23 protein-coding genes are annotated in these 22476 nt (G+C 62.9%); 13 read left to right on the top strand and 10 right to left on the bottom strand.

The features are described from left to right. Positions 1-6: 6 nt before the first annotated feature. Positions 7-1203: a succinyldiaminopimelate transaminase gene (dapC, locus tag BM059_RS04520; protein ID WP_074937021.1), complete on the top strand. Its 1197-nt coding sequence runs from the start codon at positions 7-9 to the stop codon at positions 1201-1203. Positions 1204-1348: 145 nt separating this feature from the next. Here dapC and BM059_RS04515 read toward each other — a convergent pair whose 3' ends face one another. After that, the gene (locus BM059_RS04515) at positions 1349-2983 is read right to left on the bottom strand and encodes a Na+/H+ antiporter (RefSeq protein ID WP_074937019.1); all 1635 of its coding nucleotides are present in this window, start codon (positions 2981-2983) and stop codon (positions 1349-1351) included. A gap of 152 nt (positions 2984-3135) precedes the next feature. On the opposite strand from BM059_RS04515, the gene BM059_RS04510 reads away from it, so the two are divergent. The 5 genes from BM059_RS04510 to BM059_RS04490 all read left to right on the top strand — a co-directional run bounded on the left by BM059_RS04510 (position 3136) and on the right by BM059_RS04490 (position 6964). Beyond that, positions 3136-3483, top strand: coding sequence for an ArsC family reductase (locus tag BM059_RS04510; protein WP_036998562.1), 348 nt, complete (start codon positions 3136-3138; stop codon positions 3481-3483). Positions 3484-3520: 37 nt separating this feature from the next. Further along, the gene (gene dapD / locus BM059_RS04505) at positions 3521-4555 is read left to right on the top strand and encodes a 2,3,4,5-tetrahydropyridine-2,6-dicarboxylate N-succinyltransferase (protein ID WP_036998564.1); all 1035 of its coding nucleotides are present in this window, start codon (positions 3521-3523) and stop codon (positions 4553-4555) included. A gap of 79 nt (positions 4556-4634) precedes the next feature. Further along, complete coding sequence (locus tag BM059_RS04500) at positions 4635-5840, top strand: aminotransferase class V-fold PLP-dependent enzyme (RefSeq protein WP_074937018.1); 1206 nt, start codon at positions 4635-4637, stop codon at positions 5838-5840. 115 nt (positions 5841-5955) lie between these two features. Then, positions 5956-6366 (top strand): SufE family protein, encoded by a 411-nt coding sequence (locus BM059_RS04495; protein WP_074937016.1) that lies wholly within the window; start codon positions 5956-5958, stop codon positions 6364-6366. Between the two features lie 67 nt (positions 6367-6433). After that, complete coding sequence (locus BM059_RS04490; RefSeq protein WP_074937014.1) at positions 6434-6964, top strand: hypothetical protein; 531 nt, start codon at positions 6434-6436, stop codon at positions 6962-6964. Between the two features lie 132 nt (positions 6965-7096). Here the strand turns inward: BM059_RS04490 and BM059_RS04485 are convergent, their stop codons facing one another. The 3 genes from BM059_RS04485 to tcdA all read right to left on the bottom strand — a co-directional run bounded on the left by BM059_RS04485 (position 7097) and on the right by tcdA (position 9350). Then, the gene (locus BM059_RS04485; RefSeq protein WP_074937012.1) at positions 7097-7558 is read right to left on the bottom strand and encodes a YehS family protein; all 462 of its coding nucleotides are present in this window, start codon (positions 7556-7558) and stop codon (positions 7097-7099) included. Positions 7559-7597: 39 nt separating this feature from the next. Continuing rightward, on the bottom strand, positions 7598-8440 hold the full coding sequence (locus BM059_RS04480; protein WP_244154380.1) for a substrate-binding periplasmic protein: 843 nt from the start codon (positions 8438-8440) through the stop codon (positions 7598-7600). A 100-nt stretch (positions 8441-8540) separates the two neighbouring features. Then, positions 8541-9350 (bottom strand): tRNA cyclic N6-threonylcarbamoyladenosine(37) synthase TcdA, encoded by an 810-nt coding sequence (gene tcdA, locus BM059_RS04475; protein ID WP_074937010.1) that lies wholly within the window; start codon positions 9348-9350, stop codon positions 8541-8543. Positions 9351-9549: 199 nt separating this feature from the next. On the opposite strand from tcdA, the gene dapE reads away from it, so the two are divergent. The 3 genes from dapE to BM059_RS04460 are packed head-to-tail and all read left to right on the top strand — an operon-like array spanning position 9550 to position 11878. Then, entirely contained in the window at positions 9550-10692 is a 1143-nt protein-coding gene (dapE, locus tag BM059_RS04470; protein ID WP_074937008.1) for a succinyl-diaminopimelate desuccinylase, read from the top strand. Beyond that, entirely contained in the window at positions 10689-11501 is an 813-nt protein-coding gene (locus BM059_RS04465; RefSeq protein WP_074937006.1) for a putative RNA methyltransferase, read from the top strand. The genes dapE and BM059_RS04465 overlap by 4 nt, the downstream gene beginning before the upstream one ends. 5 nt (positions 11502-11506) lie before the next feature. Then, positions 11507-11878: a hypothetical protein gene (locus tag BM059_RS04460; RefSeq protein WP_074937004.1), complete on the top strand. Its 372-nt coding sequence runs from the start codon at positions 11507-11509 to the stop codon at positions 11876-11878. A 610-nt stretch (positions 11879-12488) separates the two neighbouring features. On the opposite strand, the gene BM059_RS04455 is transcribed toward BM059_RS04460, so the two are convergent. The 3 genes from BM059_RS04455 to BM059_RS25710 all read right to left on the bottom strand — a co-directional run bounded on the left by BM059_RS04455 (position 12489) and on the right by BM059_RS25710 (position 13587). Then, entirely contained in the window at positions 12489-12698 is a 210-nt protein-coding gene (locus tag BM059_RS04455) for a cold-shock protein (protein ID WP_074937003.1), read from the bottom strand. 468 nt (positions 12699-13166) lie between these two features. Beyond that, positions 13167-13307 (bottom strand): hypothetical protein, encoded by a 141-nt coding sequence (locus tag BM059_RS04450; RefSeq protein WP_244154379.1) that lies wholly within the window; start codon positions 13305-13307, stop codon positions 13167-13169. A gap of 157 nt (positions 13308-13464) precedes the next feature. Next, positions 13465-13587, bottom strand: a complete 123-nt coding sequence (locus BM059_RS25710; protein ID WP_279626467.1) for a hypothetical protein — start codon at positions 13585-13587, stop codon at positions 13465-13467. Between the two features lie 233 nt (positions 13588-13820). Between BM059_RS25710 and BM059_RS04445 the strand changes: the two genes are divergently transcribed. Continuing rightward, complete coding sequence (locus BM059_RS04445; protein WP_036998583.1) at positions 13821-14258, top strand: DUF695 domain-containing protein; 438 nt, start codon at positions 13821-13823, stop codon at positions 14256-14258. 87 nt (positions 14259-14345) lie between these two features. Here BM059_RS04445 and BM059_RS04440 read toward each other — a convergent pair whose 3' ends face one another. The 3 genes from BM059_RS04440 to BM059_RS04430 form a co-directional block, all read right to left on the bottom strand. Beyond that, on the bottom strand, positions 14346-14726 hold the full coding sequence (locus BM059_RS04440) for a hypothetical protein (RefSeq protein WP_244154378.1): 381 nt from the start codon (positions 14724-14726) through the stop codon (positions 14346-14348). A 47-nt stretch (positions 14727-14773) separates the two neighbouring features. After that, on the bottom strand, positions 14774-15166 hold the full coding sequence (locus BM059_RS04435; protein WP_074936999.1) for a hypothetical protein: 393 nt from the start codon (positions 15164-15166) through the stop codon (positions 14774-14776). A 111-nt stretch (positions 15167-15277) separates the two neighbouring features. Next, a complete protein-coding gene (locus BM059_RS04430) occupies positions 15278-17089 on the bottom strand; it encodes a bifunctional diguanylate cyclase/phosphodiesterase (protein ID WP_074936997.1) in 1812 nt (603 codons plus the stop codon). Positions 17090-17427: 338 nt separating this feature from the next. Here BM059_RS04430 and BM059_RS04425 point away from each other — a divergent pair, with 338 nt between their 5' ends. From BM059_RS04425 to BM059_RS04415, 3 genes are all read left to right on the top strand, one after another. Then, positions 17428-18270 (top strand): EamA family transporter, encoded by an 843-nt coding sequence (locus BM059_RS04425; RefSeq protein ID WP_036998591.1) that lies wholly within the window; start codon positions 17428-17430, stop codon positions 18268-18270. A 350-nt stretch (positions 18271-18620) separates the two neighbouring features. Next, positions 18621-21104, top strand: a complete 2484-nt coding sequence (gene plsB, locus BM059_RS04420) for a glycerol-3-phosphate 1-O-acyltransferase PlsB (protein WP_074936995.1) — start codon at positions 18621-18623, stop codon at positions 21102-21104. Between the two features lie 237 nt (positions 21105-21341). Further along, positions 21342-22055 carry a S1 family peptidase gene (locus tag BM059_RS04415; RefSeq protein WP_074936993.1) on the top strand — a complete coding sequence of 238 codons (714 nt, stop codon included), beginning with the start codon at positions 21342-21344 and terminating at the stop codon, positions 22053-22055. Positions 22056-22476: the final 421 nt, after the last annotated feature.

Genomic DNA, 22476 nt, shown 5'->3' with positions numbered 1-22476 from the left:
ATAACGATGAACCCAGCCCTCGACCAGCTCCAGCCCTACCCTTTCGAGAAACTGCGCGAACTGCTCGGCAGCGTGCAACCGGCCGCCGACAAGCGCCCAATCGCCCTGTCCATTGGCGAGCCCAAGCATCGCTCGCCCGAGTTCGTCGGCCAGGCGCTGACCGCCAATCTCGACAAACTCGCCGTTTACCCGACCACGCTCGGCCTGCCGGAACTGCGCCAGAGCATTGCCACCTGGTGCGAACGCCGCTTCGGCGTGCCGACTGGCTGGCTGGATGCCGCGCGTCATGTGTTGCCGGTCAACGGCACGCGCGAAGCCCTGTTCGCCTTTACCCAGGCGGTGGTCGACCGCAACGCCAAGGGCCTGGTGGTCAGCCCCAACCCCTTCTACCAGATCTACGAAGGCGCAGCGTTTCTCGCCGGGGCCGAGCCGCACTACCTGCCATGCCTGGAAGCCCATGGCTTCAACCCGGACTTCGATGCCGTACCGGCCGAAACCTGGCAGCGCTGCCAGATTCTCTTCCTCTGCTCGCCGGGCAACCCCACCGGCGCGCTGATCCCGGTCGAGACGCTGAAGAAACTGATCGCCCTGGCCGACGAGTACGACTTTGTCATCGCCGCCGACGAGTGCTACAGCGAGCTGTATTTCGATGAGGATGCACCTCCGCCCGGCCTGCTCAGCGCCTGCGCGGAACTGGGCCGTAGCGATTTCGCCCGTTGCGTGGTGTTCCACAGCCTCTCCAAACGTTCCAACCTGCCAGGGCTACGCTCGGGCTTCGTCGCCGGCGACGCCAACATCCTCAAGCACTTCTTGCTGTACCGCACCTACCACGGCTGCGCCATGCCGGTACAAACCCAGCTGGCCAGCGTCGCCGCCTGGAACGACGAAGCGCATGTACGCGCCAACCGCGACATGTACCGTGAGAAATTCGCTGCCGTGCTCGACATCCTGGCGCCGGTGATGGACGTGCAGCGCCCGGATGGCGGCTTCTACCTGTGGGCGCGCACCCCGGGTGACGACACCCTGTTCACTCGCGACCTGTTCGCCACCGAGCACGTCACCGTGGTGCCCGGCTCCTACCTGTCGCGTGAAGTGAATGGCGTCAACCCAGGGGCGGGTCGCGTGCGCATGGCGCTGGTTGCACCGCTGGCCGAGTGCATCGAGGCCGCCGAGCGCATCGCCCGCTTCATTCGCGGCGCCTGAAGACGTCTACCGCCGCGGCTAAAGCCCCCTCCCACAGCGATGAAGGGGCCTGAGCCGCGCACTTCTGACGGTGTAGCCGGATGAAATCCGGGGATAGCCTGCATAGGGCCTCCCGGATTGCATCCGGGCTACGCCTATCTGTGACTCAACCCTTGTGCAGGCGCGCCTCGGCGATATCCAGATCGCGCAGGATCTCGGTCAGCATATCGTCGTCCAGCTCGTTGTCTTTGCGCATGCGATACAGCTCCAGCCGCTGGGTGCGCAGCGCCTGCAGACGCAGGCGGTATTCCAGGCGATCCACTTCGCGCTGCTGCTCGTGCGCTTCGTCACCATCGCGGGCGCGCTCCAGCAGATCGCGGTACTCGCTCATCAAACGCGCCTTCACCTCCACCGAGGTGATCGCCCCTTCGGCATCGGCCGCACGCTCATCCTCCGATTCCAGGTAGCGAATCGCCGACTCCAGCATCAGCGCACGGTGGCGATTGAGCTCGCGCTCGCGCAGAGCACCGTTGTCCTGCGGGAGCCGCGGCAGAATGCGCGGCAACGCTACGCTGGCCACCAGCAGCGACACCAGGATCACCCCGGCGGCGATCAGAATCAGCAGGTCACGCTCGGGAAAGGCCTGACCACTGTTGAGCAGCAACGGCAGTGACATCACACCCGCCAGCGTCACCGCGCCGCGTACACCACCAAGGGTCAGCACCGCACTCAAGGCAATGCGCGACTGCCCGGCAAACCGCGTAGGCTCGCCACGCAGGCGGAGCAACGTACCGGACACTCGCCAATAGCTGTAGACCCAGCCGAAGCGCAGCAGCATCAGCACTGCATAGACCGCCAGTACCATGCCCGCCGCCTCCAGGGCGAACGACCAGAGCGCCGCATGCTCACCCAATGCTGCGTTGAGGATGTCGGGTAACTGCAGGCCCAGCAGCAGGAAGATCAGGCCGTTGAAGGTGAACTCCAGCAAGGCCCAGACACTGCGGTTGAGCATGCGCGTGGAGGTCTGCCTCGGCAGCAGGTCGAGGCGACTCTGCATCATCCCCGCCGCGACCGCCGACAGAATGCCGGATAACCCCAGGTGCTCGGCCGCCACATAAGCCGCGAACGGCAGCAGCAGAAGCAGCAACACGTGTGGCGCTGGGTCTTCCCAGCCGCGAGCGATCATCCAGGCGCGCAAACGCCCGAGCATGTAACTGAGCGCGACACCGATGGCCAGGCCGCCAAAGGCCACCAGGACGAACTGCATGCTGGCATCGGTGATCGAAAACACGCCGGTCAGGGTCGCCGCCACCGCGAACTTGAACGCCACCAGGCCAGAGGCATCGTTCATCAGCGCCTCGCCCTGCAGCAAATTGTTCAAGGTACTCGGCAGGCGGCCGTGGGTGATTGCCGAAACTGCCACCGCATCGGTCGGTGACAGCACCGCCGCCAGGGCGAAGCAGGCAGCCAGGGGCACCTGCGGCAGCAGCCAGTGGATGAAGTGCCCAGCGCCGAGAATGGTGAAGAACACCAGCGCGAACGCCAGCAACAGGATCGGCGTGCGCAACTGACGAAACTGTCCCTTGGGCATGCGCCAGCCATCGACGAACAGCAGCGGCGGGATGAACAGTAACAGGAACAACTCGGGGTCGAGCCGCACGTGCAGCCCCAGCACGGGAATCGCCAACAGCGCGCCAATCAGAATTTGCAGCAGCGGCAATGGCAAGGGAATGAACTGAGCAGAAATACGGGTGCCACTGACCACCAGCAACATGATCAGGATGGTGTAGAGCAATTGCATGGCGCAAAACCGGCGGGAACGAGCGGGAGACTGCGATTCTAGCGCCGTAACACATCGCAGCGACAGCCGCCGCCATGCAAGGACACGACGTGGCATAATAGCCGGCCGTATTTCCCGGACCTTCCGGCACGCCACTCATCAGAGGAAGATCAATGAGTTACGTCCTGTATGGCATCAAGGCCTGCGACACGATGAAAAAGGCCAGAACCTGGCTCGATGAACACCAGGTCGACTATGCCTTTCACGACTACAAGAGCGTCGGAATCGACCGTGCAAACCTGGAAAAGTGGTGCAACGAGCATGGCTGGCAGACCGTCCTGAACCGTGCCGGCACCACCTTCCGCAAGCTGGATGACGCACAGAAAGCCGATCTCGATCAGGCCAAGGCCATCGAACTGATGCTGGCCCAACCGTCGATGATCAAGCGCCCGGTACTCGACCTGGGCAACAAGACCCTGGTCGGCTTCAAACCGGATAACTACCAAGCCGCGCTGGCCTGATCAATCTCACCCGATTTCGTTGTAAGGAACCCATCTAATGAGCACCTCTCTCTTCAGCATCGCCTTTGGTGTTGGCACCCAGAACCGCCAGGGCAACTGGCTGGAAGTCTTCTACGCCCTGCCGCTGCTCAACCCGGCCAGCGAGCTGGTGGCCAAGGTCGCCGAGAAGCTCGGCTACCAGGGCGGCAACCAGGCTATCGCCTTTACCACTGCGCAAGCCGCCGATCTGGCTGAAGCGCTGAAAGGCGTGGACGCTGCTCAAGCAGCGCTGCTGACCCGCCTGGCCGAAAGCCACAACCCGCTGGTCGCCACCTTCCTGGCTGAAGATGCCGCGCTGAGCAGCACTCCGGAGGCCTACCTCAAGCTGCACCTGCTGTCGCATCGCCTGGTCAAGCCGCACGGCCTGAACCTGGCCGGCATCTTCCCGCTGCTGCCTAACGTCGCCTGGACCAGCCAGGGCGCCGTCGACCTCGGCGAACTGGCCGAACGCCAGCTGGAAGCACGCATCAAAGGCGAGTTGCTGGAAGTGTTCTCGGTGGACAAGTTCCCGAAAATGACCGACTACGTGGTACCGGCCGGCGTGCGTATCGCCGACAGCGCGCGCGTGCGCCTGGGTGCCTACATCGGCGAAGGCACCACCGTGATGCACGAAGGCTTCGTCAACTTCAACGGCGGCACCGAAGGCCCGGGCATGATCGAAGGCCGCGTTTCCGCTGGCGTATTCGTCGGCAAGGGCTCGGACCTGGGCGGCGGCTGCTCGACCATGGGCACCCTGTCCGGTGGAGGCAACATCATCATCAGCGTCGGCGAAGGCTGCCTGATCGGCGCCAACGCCGGCATCGGCATCCCGCTGGGCGACCGCAACACCGTGGAAGCCGGCCTGTACATCACTGCCGGCACCAAGGTGAACCTGCTCGACGAGGGCAACGCCCTGGTCAAGGTGGTCAAGGCACGCGAACTGGCTGGCCAGCCGGATCTGCTGTTTCGTCGCAACTCGCTGACCGGCGCCGTGGAGTGCAAGACCCACAAGTCGGCCATCGAACTGAACGAAGCTCTGCACGCCCACAACTGATCCCGCGTAGGGTGCGCCGTGCGCACCGCTCAGCCATGCGGCCCGGTACGCATGGCGCACCCTACGGGATAGGCTTCTCATGTCACTGACCTCCCCCTGGCGTGCCGACTTTCCCGGCATTCTCGCCCTCGCAGCCGAAGGCCAGACCTATCTGGACAGCGCCGCCACTGCGCAAAAACCGCAGGCGGTGCTGGACGCTTTGCTCGGCTACCTGGCCAGCGGCGTGGCCAACGTACATCGCGCCCAGCACCTGCCGGGTGAGCGCGCCACTCGCGCCTTCGAGGCGACACGCGGCAAGGCGGCGCAGTGGCTGAATGCAGCCGGTAACGAGGAGATCATCTTTACCCGCGGCACAACCGAATCCCTGAACCTGCTGGCCTACGGCCTGGAGCACCTGCTACAGCCCGGCGAGCAGATCGTCATCAGTGAGCTGGAGCACCACGCCAACCTGCTGCCCTGGCAGCAACTGGCCAAGCGTCGTGGCCTGGAGCTGGTAATCCTGGCGCTCGATGACACGGGCAGCATCGATCTGCAGCAAGCAGCCAGGCTAATCGGCCCACGCACTCGCCTGCTGGCGGTCTCGCAGCTGTCCAACGTACTTGGCCGCTGGCAGCCACTGAATGAACTGCTGGCGCTGGCACGCACGCAAGGCGCCATCACCGTTGTCGATGGGGCGCAGGGCGCGGTGCATGGTCGTCATGACCTGCAGGCGCTGGGCTGCGACTTTTACGTCTGCTCGTCGCACAAGCTCTACGGCCCGGACGGCGTTGGCCTGCTCTACGGCCGCAGCGCTGCCCTGGCCAGGCTGCAACACTGGCAGTTCGGCGGCGAGATGGTGCTCGATGCTGACTACCACGAGGCGCGCTTTCGCCCTGCGCCGCTGGGTTTCGAGGCCGGCACACCAGCGGTTTCAGCGGTCATCGCCCTAGGCGCTGCACTGGATTGGCTGAACGGTCAGGATCACGCCGCCGTGATCCAGCATGAAGCGGCTCTGCATGCCGAGCTGCTGGCCGGCCTGCAAGCGCGTGACGGTGTCCGCCTGCTCGGCCAACCTCAGCTGGCGCTGGCAAGTTTTTGCGTCGATGGCGTGCATAACGCCGACCTAGCTCATCTGCTCAGCGAACAGGGCATCGCGGTGCGCGCCGGGCATCACTGCGCCATGCCACTGATGAAAGGCCTCGGCCTGAGTGGCGCGATTCGCGTCTCGCTCGGCCTGTACAACAATGGTGAAGATCTGCAGCGATTCTTCAGCGCCCTGGATAACGCCCTGGAGCTGCTGCGGTGAAACGCGGCCAATGGCTCCTCGTAGGAGCGGCTTCAGCCGCGAATGCCTTCGCCCACTTCGCGGCTAACGCGCAATGCCGCCCAGCCGGGTCTACGGGTGCAGGACGAATGTCGCGATGAACCTACCACCTGCCGCCCAACAAGCCCTGGACGCCTTCAACACCTGCCCAGGCTGGGAGCAGCGCGCGCGCCTGTTGATGCAATGGGGCGAGCGTCTGGAGCCATTGAACGATGCCGAACGCGTCGACGAGCACCGCGTGCATGGCTGCGAGAGCCTGGTCTGGCTGGTGGCAGAAAACCAGGATGGCGTCTGGCATTTCCGCGCTGGCAGCGAAGCTCGTCTGCTGCGCGGCCTGCTTGCCATATTGCTGGCCCGGGTCGATGGACTTAGCGGTGACAAACTGGCAGCGCTCGACCTGGTCGACTGGTTCGAACAGCTGGGCCTGCAACGGCAGCTCTCGCCGTCACGCAGCAATGGTCTCAATGCGGTGCTGCAGCGTATGCGAGAACTGGTGCAAGAAAGCTAGAAGCAGGTTCGGCCTCGCCCTGCGTCGATAATGTATGCTCGCCTCCCCCGAACTCATGGAGCGAGTCATGCCTATTTTTATCCGCGTGGGGCTAGCCGCCCTGCTTAGCATCGCCTTGGTTTACTTCGGCCCACAGCTGCTTGGAGGAATGCTGGCATTTCTGCCGGACGCCTTCTACGAGGCGCTGCCGATGCATCCCTTCATCTTGATCCAGCTCTTGTCCGGTCTACTTGCCGGGATTTGCCTGGCGCTGATGGTTCCGAATCGGCGCCTCGTCACCAGCGGCTTGGTCGCATTCGGCTTGATAGCCCTAGCCAGCATCAGTTTTTACAGCAATCTATGCAGCCCAGAAGAAACGCAGCGTATCCATGATGACTGGGCTGCCATACCCCAGTACAACCTGGGACAACCGCTGGATCAGCAACCCTTGCAATTCGGTGCGCTCACCAGCGTCAGTTACGACTGCCTATTGCCTGAGACTGGCTGGGACAGCGCAGGCGCCATCGCTGGGGATCTGCTGACCAGCTTTCTGGGGGTAGCCTTGGGCATATTGCTGGTCCCGCGCCGCCGGCAGCGGCCAACCTCCGAAATCATCTAGGGAAACTCTGAAAAAGCCTTCATTCCCGCGCAGGCGGGAATCCAGGACCTGCGGATTTGCTGGACTCCCGCATTCGCGGGAGTGACGAAAAGTGGTTTTTCAGAACATCCCTAGGCAATGTGCAGCGGGGGCTCAGCCCCGCTCGCGCAACGTCAGCCCCCGCAGAAAATTGCGCAGAATCTGGTCGCCACACTCGCGAAAATGCTTGTGACCCGGCGCGCGAAACAGAGCGCTGAGCTCGGTCTTGGTCATCGGCAGGTCAGCCAATTGCAGAATCACCTGGATATCGTCGTCACGCAGCTCGAAGGCAACGCGCAGCTTCTTCAGGATCAGGTTGTTACTCAGGCGTTTTTCCACCGGCAGGCGCGGCCGGCTGTCGTCCTTGCCGCGCTTGTAGAACACCAGGCCTTCGAGCACGTGAGCCAGCAGGACACCGTTGCAAGGGCGGTAGCCAGGCTCCTCCTCGTGCAGCAGGCAAGCCGAGAGCAAACCTGGCTCGACGGGATAATCCGCCAACAGGCAAAACTCTTCCAGCTTGCCATCGCTGACGTCCAGCAGATAACGCAAGCTGCGCAGTACATCGTTATTGAGCATGCAAAAGACTCTTGAGAACAGAAATTCGAAGGGTGCCGCTCAATCCCGCGCGACTGGAGATGACTGACTGGGTTTCCAGTCATCGGCATCACCGGTGTTGAGTGCCTGTTGCAGTCGCTGTAGATCACCACGCTTGGCGAACTCGCGCAGACCGGCATTGAACATGCGCAACAGCATGACACTTTCGGGGTCATCCTTGCGGAACAACAGCCGCAGAGGCTCGGTATTTAGCTGACGCGGATGATGAATGATGTTGCCGCCATCTTTCGGAAACAAGCGGCGCAGCATGGCATAGCCCACCGCCCTGTCCTGTGGGTGCAGGTCGACACGCCCCAGTTCCAGCAGGCGAAAGCTGGTGTCTTCCTTGCCGCTCTGCTGCACGTCCAGGCGTCCCGCCTGCAGCGCTTCGTCGAACGCCGGGCCGTAGGAATACCCCAGGGTGGTGCCGATGCGGTAGTTCAGCAGATCCTCGACCGTGGTCCAGTCGAACGCCTGGTCGCGACGATGGAACAGAACGATCTCGCCACGTACCAAAGTGTCGCTACAAATGCCGTAGTTGAGCCGACTGGGCGTGCAGCTGTAGGGCATGATCGCGTGCAACTGGCCCTGCTGCAGCATCAGCACGTTGCGGTCCCAGGGGTGGAAGATGTATTCGACCTCGTAGCCCGCCTCGGCGAACACCGCACTGATCAGCCGCGCCAGCGCGCCGCCGTCGCTGCGCTCATGATCGACATAGGGCGCCCAGTCGCCGGTTCCAATACGCAACTTTTGCGGCTCGGCCTGCACCGGCCCCAGGATCACCAGCAAAGCCGGCAATGTCAGGAAGGCGAGCATCCGTGCCCAGCGTCGTCTCAGCGCGACGCTATAAAACAGGTACGACACAAATCACCTCTGATACGAATCATCTCCGACGTATCCCTGTCCGCTACGACAACTTCTCCTTCGCCCCAGCATAGACAAGCCCAGCGCCTGCGGGGATTTTTCAACCCTTGGGCAGACGCTCCGCCGGCCGCCGAACCCCGGCCACCAGCTTGTCCACCAATTTGGCCGCAGCAGCCATGCCGAAGCTGGCGGTTACCATCATCACCGCACCGAAGCCACCCGCGCAGTCGAGGCGCACGCCCTCGCCAACGAACCCCTTGGCCTGGCAAACCGTGCCGTCCGGCTTGGGATAGCGCAGTTGCTCGGTGGAAAACACGCAGGGCACGCTGTAGGTGCGGCCTGGCGTGCGAGAGAAGCCGTAATCGCGACGCAGCATCGAACGCACCTTGGCCGCCAGCGGGTCATTGAAGGTCTTGTTCAGATCGGTGACCTGAATCTGCGTCGGGTCGACCTGACCACCCGCGCCACCGGTAGTGACGATCTGAATCTTGCGTCGCTTGCACCAGGCGATCAGCGCGGCCTTGGCCGGCACGCTGTCGATGCAATCGATCACGCCGTCGAGCTGCTCGGTGATGTACTCGGCCATGGTTTCGCGGGTGACGAAATCCGCCACGGCGTGCACCACGCAGGCGGGATTGATGGCGCGAATACGCGCGGCCATCTCATCGACCTTGGCCTTGCCCACCGCGCCTTCGACGGCGTGCACCTGGCGATTGGTGTTGGTGATGCAGACGTCATCCAGGTCGAACAGGGAGATCTCGCCGACGCCAGAACGCGCCAGCGCCTCAGCCGCCCAGGAGCCGACACCGCCGATACCGACCACTGCCACGTGCGCTGCAGCCAGTCGCTGATAGCCCTCCTGGCCGTAAAGCCGGGCTATGCCGCCAAATCGCTGATCGTCAGTACCCATCACACCCCCTGCAGGAAGGCGCGCATTATAGAGATAGCACCCTGCCCACCCAAGCCTGTCGAACAGGTCAGCCGTCGGCCAGTCGCAGTGACCTGCGTTTACGCTGAATGCGCCGTACGGCGCGCCTTATCACCTGATCGGTAACGACTTTTGCTTTAAGATGGCCAGCCTTCACGCTAGCCGTCGTACCGGAGCCGCAATGACCGTCACCCTCACCCCGACCCTGGAACTCGCCTTCGACCTGATTCGCCGCCCATCCGTGACCCCGGTCGATGAAGGCTGCCAGGAGCTGATGATGCGTCGCCTGGCCGCCTGCGGCTTCGAGGTTGAGCACATGCGCATCGAAGAGGTGGAGAACTTCTGGGCCAAACGTGGTGGTGACGGCCCGGTGCTGTGCTTTGCCGGTCACACCGACGTGGTGCCCACCGGCCCGCTGGATGCCTGGCAGTACCAGCCATTCGACGTACGCGTGGATGAAGACGGCATGCTCTGCGGCCGTGGTGCAGCCGACATGAAAGGCAGCCTGGCGAGCATGATCATCGCCGTTGAACGCTTCGTCGCCGACCATCCGAAGCACAAGGGCGCTATCACCTTCCTCATCACCAGCGACGAAGAAGGTCCGGCGCAGCACGGCACCAAGGCTGTGGTTGAGCGCCTGCGCGAACGTAACGAGCGCCTCGACTGGTGCATCGTCGGCGAACCGTCGAGCACCACCCTGCTCGGTGATATGGTCAAGAACGGCCGCCGCGGCTCGCTCGGCTGCACCCTCACCGTGTATGGCAAACAGGGCCACGTGGCCTACCCACACCTGGCGAAGAACCCGATTCACCTGGCAGCCCCGGCGCTGGCCGAGCTGGCAGCCGAGCATTGGGATCATGGCAACGACTACTTCCCGCCGACCAGCTTCCAGGTGTCCAACCTCAACTCCGGCACTGGCGCCACCAACGTCATCCCCGGTGAACTGAAAGCGGTGTTCAACTTCCGCTTCTCCACCGAATCCACGGTCGAGGACCTGCAGCAGCGTGTCGCCGCGATCCTCGACAAGCATGGCCTGGATTACCACCTGGAGTGGGCACTGTCCGGCCTGCCCTTCCTCACCCAGCCGGGCGACCTGCTGGACGCCGTGGCCGCCAGTATCAAGGGCGTCACCGGTCGCGAAACCACACCGTCGACTTCCGGCGGCACCTCCGATGGCCGCTTCATCGCCACCCTGGGTACCCAGGTGGTCGAACTCGGCCCGGTCAACGCCACCATCCACCAGATCAACGAGCGTGTGCTGGCCAGCGATCTCGACCTGCTCACCGAGGTTTACTACCAGACCATGGTGAAATTGCTGGCATGAGCCTGATCTGCCCCATCTGCCAAGCGCCGCTCGAGCCCAACGACAATGGCCTGGCCTGCGCGAACCGCCACAGTTTCGACCGGGCACGGCAGGGCTACTACAACCTGCTGCCGGTGCAGCACAAGAACAGCCGCGACCCCGGCGACAACGCCGCCATGGTCGAGGCCCGTCGGCGCTTTCTCGACGGTGGACACTACGCACCGCTGGCCTCGCGACTAGCCTCACTCGCGACCGAGTACAGGCCCGCGCGCTGGCTGGATATCGGCTGCGGCGAGGGTTATTACACCGAGCAGATCGCCCGCGCCCTGCCCGCCGCCGACGGCTACGCCCTGGACATCTCCCGCGAGGCGGTCAAACGAGCCTGCAAGCGCGCTGCGCAACTGAATTGGCTGGTGGCGAGCATGGCCCGTGTGCCCCTGAGTGACGCCAGTTGCGAGTTGCTGGCCAGCGTCTTCAGCCCACTCGACTGGAGCGAGACCAAACGCCTGCTCGCTCCTGGCGGCGGCCTGCTGCGCATGGGACCAACCCGCGTGCATTTGATGGAACTGCGCCAGCAGCTGTACGACGAAGTACGCGACTACGACGACGAGAAGCACCTGGCACTGATCCCCGCGGGCATGCGCCTGGCCCATAGCGAAACCCTGGAGTTTTCGCTGCACCTGAGCGATGCCCAGGCGCGTGCCGACCTGCTGGCCATGACCCCGCACGGCTGGCGCGCCAGCGCCGAACGCCGCGAAGCGGTAATCGCTGAGCCCTTCGAAGTTACCATCGCCATCCGCTACGATTGGATCGTCAAAGATCAGGACTGAATGCCATGCGCCAACCCGATATCGAGATCTACCTGAAAGACGCCGAACGCGATGCCGTGGCGCAGTGGCTGGGTGAGGCACTTGGCCCGTGCAGTGACTGGCAGCAGAAAGGCCAGACCTTCAAATGCAAGGCCGGCGACATAGCGGTGACCTGGCTACCTAAAGCCGTGGGCAAATGGCACAGCCTCTACCTGGAAAGTGACGTCACGCCCTGGGACGACGACCTCGCCTGCGCCCGCGCCGCCCATGCCGCACTCGGCGTACAGGTTCGCTGTGCACCGGGCACCTGGGTCGAAGACGAGAGCGATGAAGAAGCCGATCGCTGGATCAAGATCGATGCCGACGGCGAAACCGAGATCGTCTGGCGTACTGAATAAAAGCAGCCGCTTCGCTGCCATCTGCTGACCCTCTCCCATTTATGGGGCGTAGAGGCGCGTTTTGGAAGCATCGCTTCCTGCGCCGATGAGCGCCTGATCGCGAAGCGATCAGGCCGGAGCGCGGAGAGGGGTTCCCGAAGGGCGGGAGAGGGTCAGAAGCCTCGCGCTACGAGCCTTTAAGTCGACACCCCGTAGCCCGGATGCAATCCGGGGAAATATCGAACACGATCAATACCCTCCCCCCTGGAGAGGGAAAGCCGGCAGTCTCGCAGCGCTTTCTACCCTCGCCCAGTCCCATTCCACTGGGGAAACCCTGCCCCCCCACACCGTCACTCCCGCGAAGGCGGGAGTCCAGGTGCTGCGGGGTTGTGGATTATTCTCCTTCGGGCCAGCGCAAGCGCTGTTCAGCGATAAAGCTGCTGTCCCGACTGCGCGGGAATGACGGCTATTTCAGAGCATCCCCAGGCGTGCCCCCGGTGAATGGAATAGGGGAGCTATCCGTGCAACCCACCACGCCCTTCGGCGGGTTTCACCCGCCCTACGAAGTACAGCCCCCTACAAACAACAAGGCCCGTCATCGACGGGCCTTGTTGAATCACGAGTTTGGCATTCAGACCGCGGAGACGTCTTCCGCCTGCAGGCCTTTCTGGCCCTGGGTCACGCCGAACTCGACCTTCTGACCTTCGGCCAGAGTGCGGTGGCCGTCACCGCGGATGGCGCGGTAGTGAACGAATACGTCTGGGCCGCTTTCGCGCTGAATGAACCCGTAACCCTTGGAATCATTGAACCATTTGACGGTTCCCATCTCACGATCTGCCATTACCAACTTCTCCAAACTCGCTATGTTTTTATTATCCCGAAGGCGCTTTGACGGCTCGGTAAAAAACGTTCCTCTCAGCGTTCACCACCCCTGGCAATCGAGCATGGAGCAGGTCAAGTGATTCGCGTTCTTGCTGCAGCCGAAGGCCGAGTATAAAGCATGGATCGTGACTGAAAAGCACTTTTTCAAAACCGCCAAGAACCCAGAAGATATGCATGTTACAGCTTGTTTTACGAGCTTTTGACTGACAGATCGCGCAACTTCTTCGTCAGCCACTGCACCTGATCAGGCGCCGTTCGATATGCCCGGTCACTGCGCGCACTTACTTACCCGGCGTTGAACCTTCACGCTCGCCAAGCGCCAGCCAATGCTGCCCACCCTGCTTGCTCATCGAGCGTCTTCTCGTCACACCGTCGCCAATGGCGTGCACTCAGCGAAGCCATCGCGAAAACGTAGACAGTGCCCATCTCAGCCGGATGCCGATAGTGATAAAAGCGGATATAGCGTTTTTGCCCAGTCGGCGTAGACAGCTTTGGTGCGGATGGAATAGTTTCTGAATCGAATCTGCTGGCGCAGTTGATCCAGCAGCTTGGGCTTACCGTCATCCATGTCGCGTTTCTCCCTGGCCCCTGTCGCGTTTGTCGTGACAACTCTGCCTGTTACCTCAATGGGTTTCAGCCGACGAGGCGCTGAGCAAGATGATCAAGCACTACACCCTCGAAAGAACCGATGATTATCTACACAAGCTATCTCTCGCCTATCTGAGTCACGAGACATGTTCGATGGCCAGTTTCAGCAGGGGATCACACCACTGCACAAAGCGCTGGCAATGGACGAACGCCACTACCCAGCCGAACACCTCAATATCGGCATCGCCCATGGCAACCATGATCATCTCCATGCCGTACCGGCAGGCCCATGAGCATCTGACGATCGCCTGTGACATCTTCGCCAGACAGCTGGGCGAAAACGCCCCACAGACACTGGATTGCTACAAGAAGCTGAATGTCACGCTCAAGCATCTCTGCAGACTGCCTCGGGAGAAAACGCGCCACTTCACATCATTGGCATGGCCGAAACCCACATCAGAGTCGCCCTCTTTACTTAGCCGGAGCATCTTCCATGGCACCTACAGAACGTATCTGGTCAGTCGCCAAAGCAACGATCGAAGGCAAGCCGATCATCTATAAATTCATCGCCGACGCGCCACCCTTGAACATCCAGCACACGATGCCGTGGCTTACCGTCATCTCCTGGAAATACGAGGCAGCGCAAAACAACGGTTTACCACCGGCCCGGATCAACAAAGAAATGATCAGGCTCGAGGACGGATTAGAGACGATAGGAGGCAATGGCTCGGTCTACCTGGACGCCTACACGGCGACCGGCAACGGCCTGAAGGAGTTTGTCTATTACATCGCGGACCGTGAGGCGTTCATGGCCAATTTGAACCAGGCGCTGAGCGATCATCCGGCCTACCCCATCGAAATCAACTTCTATGAAGACCCGGAGTGGAGCGACCTTGCCAAGCTGCACCAGAGCATGAGCACCGTCCACTGAATGTGCCTGTGCACGCCTCCAATGCGACTGACGAACCCGGTGCTCACACCTTGCGCAGGCGCTTCGCGTGAAGCCCTGCACAGACGACTACTGGTCCACGAGAGACGGTATTGAAGTGCCGCGTTCGCCGGCCACCCGCAACTGCCTGCGCCATTTCCACTCCAGCATGCCCAGGCCTCCGACGAAAGCTGCCTCGCCGAGCACATGGCAAAGCCCCGGTAGCGTGATGACCGGGGCGAAGGTCGCAGCGATACCCAGGCATACCAACGCCCAGAATCCGTTGGCCAATGCCAGCAGCTTGATCAGCGTTTCGGAGCGCCGCACGCGGACCGCCAGCGAAAAGGAATAGCAGGCGTAGGCGATATTGACCGCGCCGATGAAGCTGAGAAGCTCGCGCGGCAAGCTATACCAATCGTTCAACCAAGGGGCGAACAGCAGGACCACAACACCTGCGACCGCAGCGGCCATGCAGTCCAGCCAGAGGATATGCCTGACCATTCGCATGGTGGCTCGCCTCAAACGTGATGCCGCTTTTGCACGGCCAGCAGGAACAGCAGCGTAACGGCGATCACCAACAGATCCAGAGCAATGGCAGGAGCGGCCTTACTCAGATAATCCTGGCCATAAAGCAGCAACAGCAACACAAATATGGCCTTGCTCAACGCTGCGATGACCGCGCAAAAGACCCGATTTTTCGGGCTCAGCGCGCCATAGATCAGCAGCACACCCATCAACCCGACCAGCGCCGACCAACTGCGAATGAGCAAAGACTGCAGTGGCCCATCAAAGGACGCGCCAAACATCGCCTGCAGCGCTGCCTGCGGGGCAAACAGACCGTAGAACATGGTCACCGTGAGAGCGCCGGATAACAGCATCAGCCATCTGAAATTGCGTGCAATGAAGTCCATCAGCGTTTAAGTCCTTGTGGGTGCGAGCGAAGGAGAGCATAGCGTCAAAGCAAAACTGCTGGGCGCAGCTTCGCCTCCGAAAGCCCTCGTTGTCTCTGCCGTCGCCCTCCCTTATCCGCCAAAGCAGTGAAAGCGGTTCTTGCCGGCATGCTTGGCCGCGTACATGGCCTGGTCCGCGTACTTCAGTAAATCCTGGCCGTTTTCACCGTGCAGTGGAAACAGAGCGGCGCCCACACTCGCTGATATCCGCACCACACAGCCGTCCAGATCGAACGGCTTGGCCAGCACATCAAGAACCTTGAGTGCCACGTGCTCACAATCCTGGCTGCTGTGCAGCTTGGCGAGGACGATGCCGAATTCGTCGCCGCCAAAGCGCGCGACCGTGTCCGTACTGCGTACACAGCCTTCGAGCCGCCTGGCGGCCATCTGCAGCAGGCTATCGCCCACCGCGTGACCGTGGCGGTCGTTGATCGCCTTGAAACCGTCGAGATCGATATAGAGCACGGCGCATAACTCCCCCTGGACGTGCACCGACGCCAGTGCCTGATCGAGCCGCTGGTGGAACCTAACACGATTGGCCAATCCCGTGAGGGCATCATGCTCGGCGTCATGACAAAGGCGTGCCTCCAGGTGCTTGCGCTCGGTGACGTCCTGCGCCACCAGCACCAGAAACTCCGGATGCCCCTGGCGATTGCGCACGACGCTCAAGGCTTCGCACACCCAGAGCAGCGAACCATCCTCGCGGCGGTAGGTTTTCTCGATCTCCGGAGAAAGTGCCCGCACCTCGCTGACCAGTTGCTGGTTCAGAAAGCGGCGGGCTGCACTGGCCACGTCGGGGTCGCACAGGTCGAAAATGTTGCCACCCTGCAGCGCCTCGGCCGGACGCCCCAGCATCCGCGCGAACTTCTCGTTGACCCGCAAAATCCGGCCCTCGGGGCTGATGTGGACGATGCCCATGGCCGCCTGGTGAAAGGTGGCACGAAACAGCGCTTCACTGCCTTGCAAGGCCTCGGTAGCCGAGCGCTGGCGAACCAGCATCAGCGCCAGCAGACCAACCAAGAGCATGACCACCAGGGTGACCCCGACCGCTGCCATCAGGTAGCTGTAGCGTCGCTGCAAAGTGGTGGCCATCTCCTCGTCGTAGGCCGTGGCCACGGTAACCATCAGCGGGTAGTCGGCCATGGTGCGGTAGCTGACGATACGGGCGACGCCGTCTCCCGCTTCGCCACTGTCGTAGAAATCATCGGCGCTGTGCAGCTTTTGCCGTTGGAACCAGGCCAGCGACTCGGCACGCAGGCCAAACTCGCTGCGGGCACCGACCTTGCGCGCACGCACCACGCCGTCAAGGCCGGCGAGCTCCAATAGCCCTTGCGGGCCCAGGTCGACCTGCTTAAAGAAATGCGTGACGTCCTCTGGGCTGACAGCCATCACCACCACCCCGGCGAAGCTACCGTCCTCGTGCTCGATACGCAGCGACATGGGGATCAGCCAGCGCCCGGACACCCGCCCGAGTACCGGCTGATTGATGAACAGATGATCGATACGGGCATCGCGCTGCGCCTTGAAGAACTCGCGGTCGGCGTAGTTGACCGGGCCGGTATTCTGGCTACTGCTGACGATATCGCCCTGCTCGTCCACCACGCTGACGATGGTGAACATCTCTTCGCGGATCACGCCCTCCTCGACCCAACGCCGTAGGTCGATGGCGTCACCCTGCCGGCGGTACTGCTCGCGCACGAACGCCGCCACCTGCTCGGCTGCCTTCAGCGCGCGGAACACCTGCTGCTCGAAGGCGATGGCCAGGCTGGAGTTGGCTTCCATTTCCGCAGCCAGCGTCTGCTCACGCTCGAAGGCGACGCGCTGCAGGGTGATCAGCCAGACGACGGCAATGAACACGCTCGCCAGAACGAGCAGCAGGTTCAAGGGGGTTGCGATTCGAGGACGTCGAGCGACGGTATCATGCGCGTCAATCGGCAGTCTGGGCGCAGTCATCGCCTTATTCTCCAGGCCATTCAGAGGTGGGCTGTCTTCTAGTTGTTGAGGGCAGGTGCCCTTGCGTTCAGCGTCGCGGGGCTTGATCCACCGCCATGCGTTGAATCATAGGCACTGTTGCGCCACTGTGTTGCCATCAGGTGGTAATGCGTTTTGCCCGAGAATCGAGCTTGCGGCAGACTGACGACCGACACCGCGCCCCAGCCACATCAAGCCGAGCGGTATACGCTGCTCGACCTCTTCAATAACCACCGCCTTCGAGGCTCGCTTTGGAAACCACGGTCTTTCTCGCCGTCATCGCCGCTGCTGCCCTGCATGCCGGCTGGAACGCCCTGCTGAAAATTGGTCTCGACCGTTTCCTCACCGCCACCCTGATTCAGATCGGTGCCGGCCTGGTGGCCCTCTGCGCGCTCCCGCTGGTGGCGCTGCCGCAGGCATCAGCCTGGCCGTGGATCGCGCTGTCGGCGCTGCTGCACATCGGCTACAACTTCTTCCTCGCCCGCGCCTACCAGTATGGCGACCTGGGCCAGGTCTACCCGATTGCGCGGGGCAGCTCGCCACTGATGGTCGCCCTGCTCTCGCTGCTGCTGTTGCACGACGGGCTCGGCACCCTACAGTTGCTGGGTCTGCTGGTCTTGGTACTAGGCATCTGGCTGATGGCGCTGCGCGGCGGCCATCACCAGGCGCCGCAAGGAGCGATGCTGTTCTGTGCGTTGATGACGGCGCTGTTCATCGCCGGCTACACCCTCAGCGACGCCATGGGCGCTCGCAACAATGGCGACGCGCTGAGCTATTCGCTGTGGCTGTTCACCGTCAATGGCGGGGTGATGGCGGCGGTATTGGCAATCAGTCGTGGGCCGCGCGCCTTCCTGCAACTAGGTCCGCACTGGCGTGGCGGCCTGGCCGGCGGGGCAATGTCGATGGCCGCCTATACCATCGTCATCTGGGCCATGACCCAAGCGCCGGTGGCATTGGTTTCGGCACTGCGCGAGACCAGCGTGGTGTTCGCCGTGCTGCTGGGGGTGGTGTTGCTCAAGGAGAGGTTGCGACCGATTCGTCTGGTGGCATGCGCGGTGATCGCGGCTGGCGTGGTGGTGATGAAGTTGGCATGAGGGGGACGTGTTGGTGTAGGTGGTGGGCTGAAGCGGATCGCCGCCCGGCCCACCCTACCTGACTGAAACGAATCGCTGCCCGGCCCACACGACAAGGTAACCGCAGGTCAGGATGCGATCCGCGCCATTGGGATGGCCTGACTCGGCATTCTGATCGGGAACCAGAGACCCGCTTTACGGTTCTGTTGATCAACGGGCGCTGAGTCGTTGACCGTTTTTTCGTCATACACCGCCTGCATGCTGATCGGGATGGCCGCCTGGACGCACGAGTTTTTTGCCCGCCAGACGCGGCTTGCGGCACACTAGCGCCCTTCCCGAGCATCCGCTCGTTTATCTGCTCAAGAGTCCGTATGACCCGTTCCCCCTTCCGCCGCATGGCCTTCAGCGCGCTGCGCCGCCTGCTGTACCTCTGGGTACGCTCGGAAACCATCAACCAGTCCGCCTTCACCCTCAGGCTCGACCGCAGCAAGCCGGTGTTCTACGTGCTGCAGCAGCCCTCCGTGAGCGACCTGGCGGTGGTCGACCGCGAATGCACCAAGGCCGGCCTGCCGCGCCCGGTGCTGCCGGTAGCGGTCGGGGAGCATATCGAGCCCGCCGCCTTCTTCTACCTGACGCCGGAGCCGGACTGGTTCGGCCGCCAGGACAAGCGTGGTATCTCGCCGACCCTCGATCGCGTGGTCACCGCCCTCAGCCAGCATGCTGTGGACGACGCGCAGATCGTGCCGGTCAGCGTGTTCTGGGGGCAGTCGCCGGACCGCGAGACCAGCCCCTGGAAACTGCTGTTCGCCGACAGCTGGGCGGTGACCGGGCGCCTGCGACGGCTGATCAGCATCCTGATTCTCGGGCGCAAAACTCGCGTGCAGTTCTCCACGCCGATTCACCTGCGCGAGCTGGTCGAGCAGGACAAGGGCCAGGAACGCACCCTGCGCATGGTGCACCGCATCCTGCGCGTGCACTTCCGCAACCAGAAGGCGGCGGTGATCGGCCCGGACGTGTCGCACCGGCGCAACCTGGTCAAAGGCTTGGTGCACGACCCGATGGTGCGTCAGGCAATTGCCGAGGAGGCCGAGCGCGAGAAGATCAGCCCGGAGAAGGCCGAAGCCCAGGCGCTGCGCTATGGCAACGAGATCGCCTCGGACTACACCTACACGGTGATCCGCTTCCTCGAACTGGTGCTGAGCTGGTTCTGGAACAAGATCTACGACGGCATCAAGGTGCACAACGTCGAAGGCGTGCGCGACATCGCTCAGGGCCACGAGGTGATCTACGTGCCCTGCCACCGCAGCCACATCGACTACCTGCTGCTGTCCTACCTGCTGTTCCGCAACGGCCTGACGCCGCCGCACATCGCCGCCGGCATCAACCTCAACATGCCGGTGATCGGCGGCCTGCTGCGCCGTGGCGGCGCCTTCTTCATGCGCCGCACCTTCAAGGGCAACCCGCTGTACACCGCAGTGTTCAACGAATACCTGCACACCCTGTTCAGCAAGGGCTTCCCGGTCGAATACTTCGTCGAGGGCGGACGCTCGCGCACCGGGCGCATGCTGCGGCCGAAGACCGGCATGCTGGCCATCACCCTGCGTAGCTTTCTGCGCAGCAACCGCCTGCCAATCGTCTTCGTGCCGGTGTACATCGGCTACGAGCGCGTGCTGGAAGGCCGCACCTACCTCGGTGAGCTGCGTGGCGCGAGCAAGAAGAAGGAGTCGATCTTCGACCTGTTTAAGGTGCTCGGCGCGCTCAAGCAGCGTTTCGGCCAGGTCTCGGTGAACTTCGGCGAGCCAATCAAGCTGGCGGAATTCCTCGACCAGCAGCAGCCCGGCTGGCGTGATCAGGACCTGGGCCCGCAGTACCGCCCGGCCTGGCTCAACGACACCACCAACCGCCTCGGCGAGCGCGTGGCGCGTCACCTCAACGAAGCGGCGTCGATCAACCCGGTCAACCTGGTGGCCCTGGCGCTGCTGTCCACCAGCAAGCTGGCCCTGGACGACCGCGCCCTGGCCCGTGTGCTCGACCTGTACCTGGCCCTGCTGCGCGCCGTGCCCTATTCGCCGCACACCACCCTGCCGGAAGGCGACGGCGCGACGCTGATCGAGCACGTCAAGGGCATGGACCTGCTGGCCGAGCAGAAGGACGCGCTGGGCAAGATTCTCTATCTGGACGAGCAGAACGCCGTCCTGATGACCTACTACCGCAACAACGTGCTGCACATCTTCGCCTTGCCGGCGCTGCTGGCCAGCTTCTTCCAGAGCAGCGCGCGGATCAGCCGCGAGCAGATCCTGCGCTACGCCGGCGCGCTGTATCCCTATCTGCAGTCCGAGCTGTTCATCCGCTGGGAGCAGAGCGAGCTGGATGGCGTAATCGACCAGTGGCTGACGGCCTTCGTCGAGCAGGGTTTGCTCAAGGTAGAAGGCGACGTGTACGTGCGCCCGGCGCCGAGCTCACGCCAGTTCGTGCTGCTGACCCTGCTGTCGCGCTCGGTGGCGCAGACCCTGCAGCGCTTCTACATGGCCATCGCCCTGCTGCTCAACGCCGGACAGAACGCGATCAGCGCCGAGGAGCTGGAAGACCTGTGCACGGTCATGGCCCAGCGCCTGTCGATCCTGCATGGCCTGAACGCGCCGGAGTTCTTCGACAAGAGCCTGTTCCGTCACTTCATCCAGAGCCTGCTGGACCAGGGCGTGCTGCGCCAGGACGAAGCCGGCAAGCTCAGCCATCACCCACTGCTCAGCGAGCTGGCCGAAGGCGCCGCCAAACGCGTGCTGCCGGCCGAGATTCGCCTGTCGATTCGCCAGGTGGCGCTGGATCGCAACGAGGACGAACCGACACTCCCATGATCGTAGGGTGTCGCGGGGCCGCCCAGGCCGTGCGCACCTCCGAATCACCGTAGCCACCGGTGCGCACGGCGCACCCTACCGCCCCACACCGCATGTCACGTCAGCATCCTAGAGTGGATCGGGGCGCGTAGCTGTCGCTTTTTACACCCACCCTGGCGGAGGCTCAATGCGAGCAGCCGAACCTGTCACGGGTTTGGCAGTCAGTGATAGACCACACACCGGCAGGAGGCCCTGGCCATGATCGATTCCTTGATGTTGAGCGCTGCACGCATCACCACCCTGGCCGCGGGGCAGATACTGACCAATGCCAGTGGTTTCTTCTTCCGCCGCGAGGGTCGGCTGTTTCTGGTGACCAGTCGCCACGTGGTGCTCGACGAGCCGAGTGGTCATCAGCCGGACAGTCTGCAGATCGAGCTGCACACCGACGCGAGCAACCTCGCCAGTACCGTCAGCTTTTCCATCCCGCTGTATGACGGCGACCAGCACCTCTGGCGTCAGGGCATGGATGGCGCGGGCGAGATCGACGTGGCGGTGATCGAGCTGGATCAGGCCGCGCTTCCCAACAACGGCGCTTACCAGGCCTTTACCCCGCAACACCTGCTGCAGCCTGACGAAGATGTTGAAATCGGCTCGGCGCTGCTGGTGGTGGGCTTCCCGCTGGGTTTTCAGGACACCCTGCACCGCATGCCGGTGGCGCGGCAGGCCGGGCTGGCGTCGTCTTTCGGCCTGCGTGTTCAGGGGCTGGGCTACTTCCTCACCGACGGCCGCACCCATCGCGGCATCAGCGGTGCGCCGGTGGTCAAGCGGGCCAGCGGCAACGGCGAACTGCCCTGGCATCTGCTGGGCATCCACTCGACGCGCCTGCTGGGTGATCGCGATGAGGATCAGGACGAAGCCCTGGGCCTTAACTGCACCTGGTATGCCGATATTCTGATGACCCTCACCGAATGATTGCCCGGCATCATCTCGAGGGATGATTGTCAGCGTGATCTTCAGGCTCGCCGGCTCCTACAGAACACGCCACGTCCCGTAGGAGCACGCTTGCGGGCGATAACCGGTGAGTAGCCCGGATGCAATCCGGGGAAAGCGCCCCATACCTTGTCGCGGCTAAAGCCCCTCCCACAGGCACGGCGGGATCTGTGGGAGGGGCTTTAGCCGCGACAGCTTTACCAGGTGCTCGAACAGCCCCGGATTGCATCCGGGCTACGACACGTGGATGCATTGGCGCGGACAAAAAAACATCGCGGCTGAAGCCGCTCCTACGGGTCTGCATCCGTCCCGTAGGAGTGACTGGGCGGCATTGCGCTTCAGCCACGAAAGATTCAGCTCACGAATGTCAACGGCCCAATAAAAAACCCGCCCTGCGCATCAC

This window comes from Ectopseudomonas composti, from assembly GCF_900115475.1.
Lineage (GTDB): Bacteria > Pseudomonadota > Gammaproteobacteria > Pseudomonadales > Pseudomonadaceae > Aquipseudomonas > Aquipseudomonas composti.
This window is presented reverse-complemented; position numbering and strand designations above follow the sequence as displayed.

Bases quoted from the DNA above. Each gene is read 5' to 3' on its own strand.
- dapC (WP_074937021.1), top strand. From the start codon at position 7: ATGAACCCAGCCCTCGACCAGCTCCAGCCCTACCCTTTCGAGAAACTG.
- BM059_RS04515 (WP_074937019.1), bottom strand. From the start codon at position 2,983: ATGCAATTGCTCTACACCATCCTGATCATGTTGCTGGTGGTCAGTGGC.
- BM059_RS04510 (WP_036998562.1), top strand. From the start codon at position 3,136: ATGAGTTACGTCCTGTATGGCATCAAGGCCTGCGACACGATGAAAAAG.
- dapD (WP_036998564.1), top strand. From the start codon at position 3,521: ATGAGCACCTCTCTCTTCAGCATCGCCTTTGGTGTTGGCACCCAGAAC.
- BM059_RS04500 (WP_074937018.1), top strand. From the start codon at position 4,635: ATGTCACTGACCTCCCCCTGGCGTGCCGACTTTCCCGGCATTCTCGCC.
- BM059_RS04495 (WP_074937016.1), top strand. From the start codon at position 5,956: ATGAACCTACCACCTGCCGCCCAACAAGCCCTGGACGCCTTCAACACC.
- BM059_RS04490 (WP_074937014.1), top strand. From the start codon at position 6,434: ATGCCTATTTTTATCCGCGTGGGGCTAGCCGCCCTGCTTAGCATCGCC.
- BM059_RS04485 (WP_074937012.1), bottom strand. From the start codon at position 7,558: ATGCTCAATAACGATGTACTGCGCAGCTTGCGTTATCTGCTGGACGTC.
- tcdA (WP_074937010.1), bottom strand. From the start codon at position 9,350: ATGGGTACTGACGATCAGCGATTTGGCGGCATAGCCCGGCTTTACGGC.
- dapE (WP_074937008.1), top strand. From the start codon at position 9,550: ATGACCGTCACCCTCACCCCGACCCTGGAACTCGCCTTCGACCTGATT.
- BM059_RS04465 (WP_074937006.1), top strand. From the start codon at position 10,689: ATGAGCCTGATCTGCCCCATCTGCCAAGCGCCGCTCGAGCCCAACGAC.
- BM059_RS04460 (WP_074937004.1), top strand. From the start codon at position 11,507: ATGCGCCAACCCGATATCGAGATCTACCTGAAAGACGCCGAACGCGAT.
- BM059_RS04455 (WP_074937003.1), bottom strand. From the start codon at position 12,698: ATGGCAGATCGTGAGATGGGAACCGTCAAATGGTTCAATGATTCCAAG.
- BM059_RS04450 (WP_244154379.1), bottom strand. From the start codon at position 13,307: ATGGATGACGGTAAGCCCAAGCTGCTGGATCAACTGCGCCAGCAGATT.
- BM059_RS25710 (WP_279626467.1), bottom strand. From the start codon at position 13,587: ATGGTTGCCATGGGCGATGCCGATATTGAGGTGTTCGGCTGGGTAGTG.
- BM059_RS04445 (WP_036998583.1), top strand. From the start codon at position 13,821: ATGGCACCTACAGAACGTATCTGGTCAGTCGCCAAAGCAACGATCGAA.
- BM059_RS04440 (WP_244154378.1), bottom strand. From the start codon at position 14,726: ATGGCCGCTGCGGTCGCAGGTGTTGTGGTCCTGCTGTTCGCCCCTTGG.
- BM059_RS04435 (WP_074936999.1), bottom strand. From the start codon at position 15,166: ATGGACTTCATTGCACGCAATTTCAGATGGCTGATGCTGTTATCCGGC.
- plsB (WP_074936995.1), top strand. From the start codon at position 18,621: ATGACCCGTTCCCCCTTCCGCCGCATGGCCTTCAGCGCGCTGCGCCGC.
- BM059_RS04415 (WP_074936993.1), top strand. From the start codon at position 21,342: ATGATCGATTCCTTGATGTTGAGCGCTGCACGCATCACCACCCTGGCC.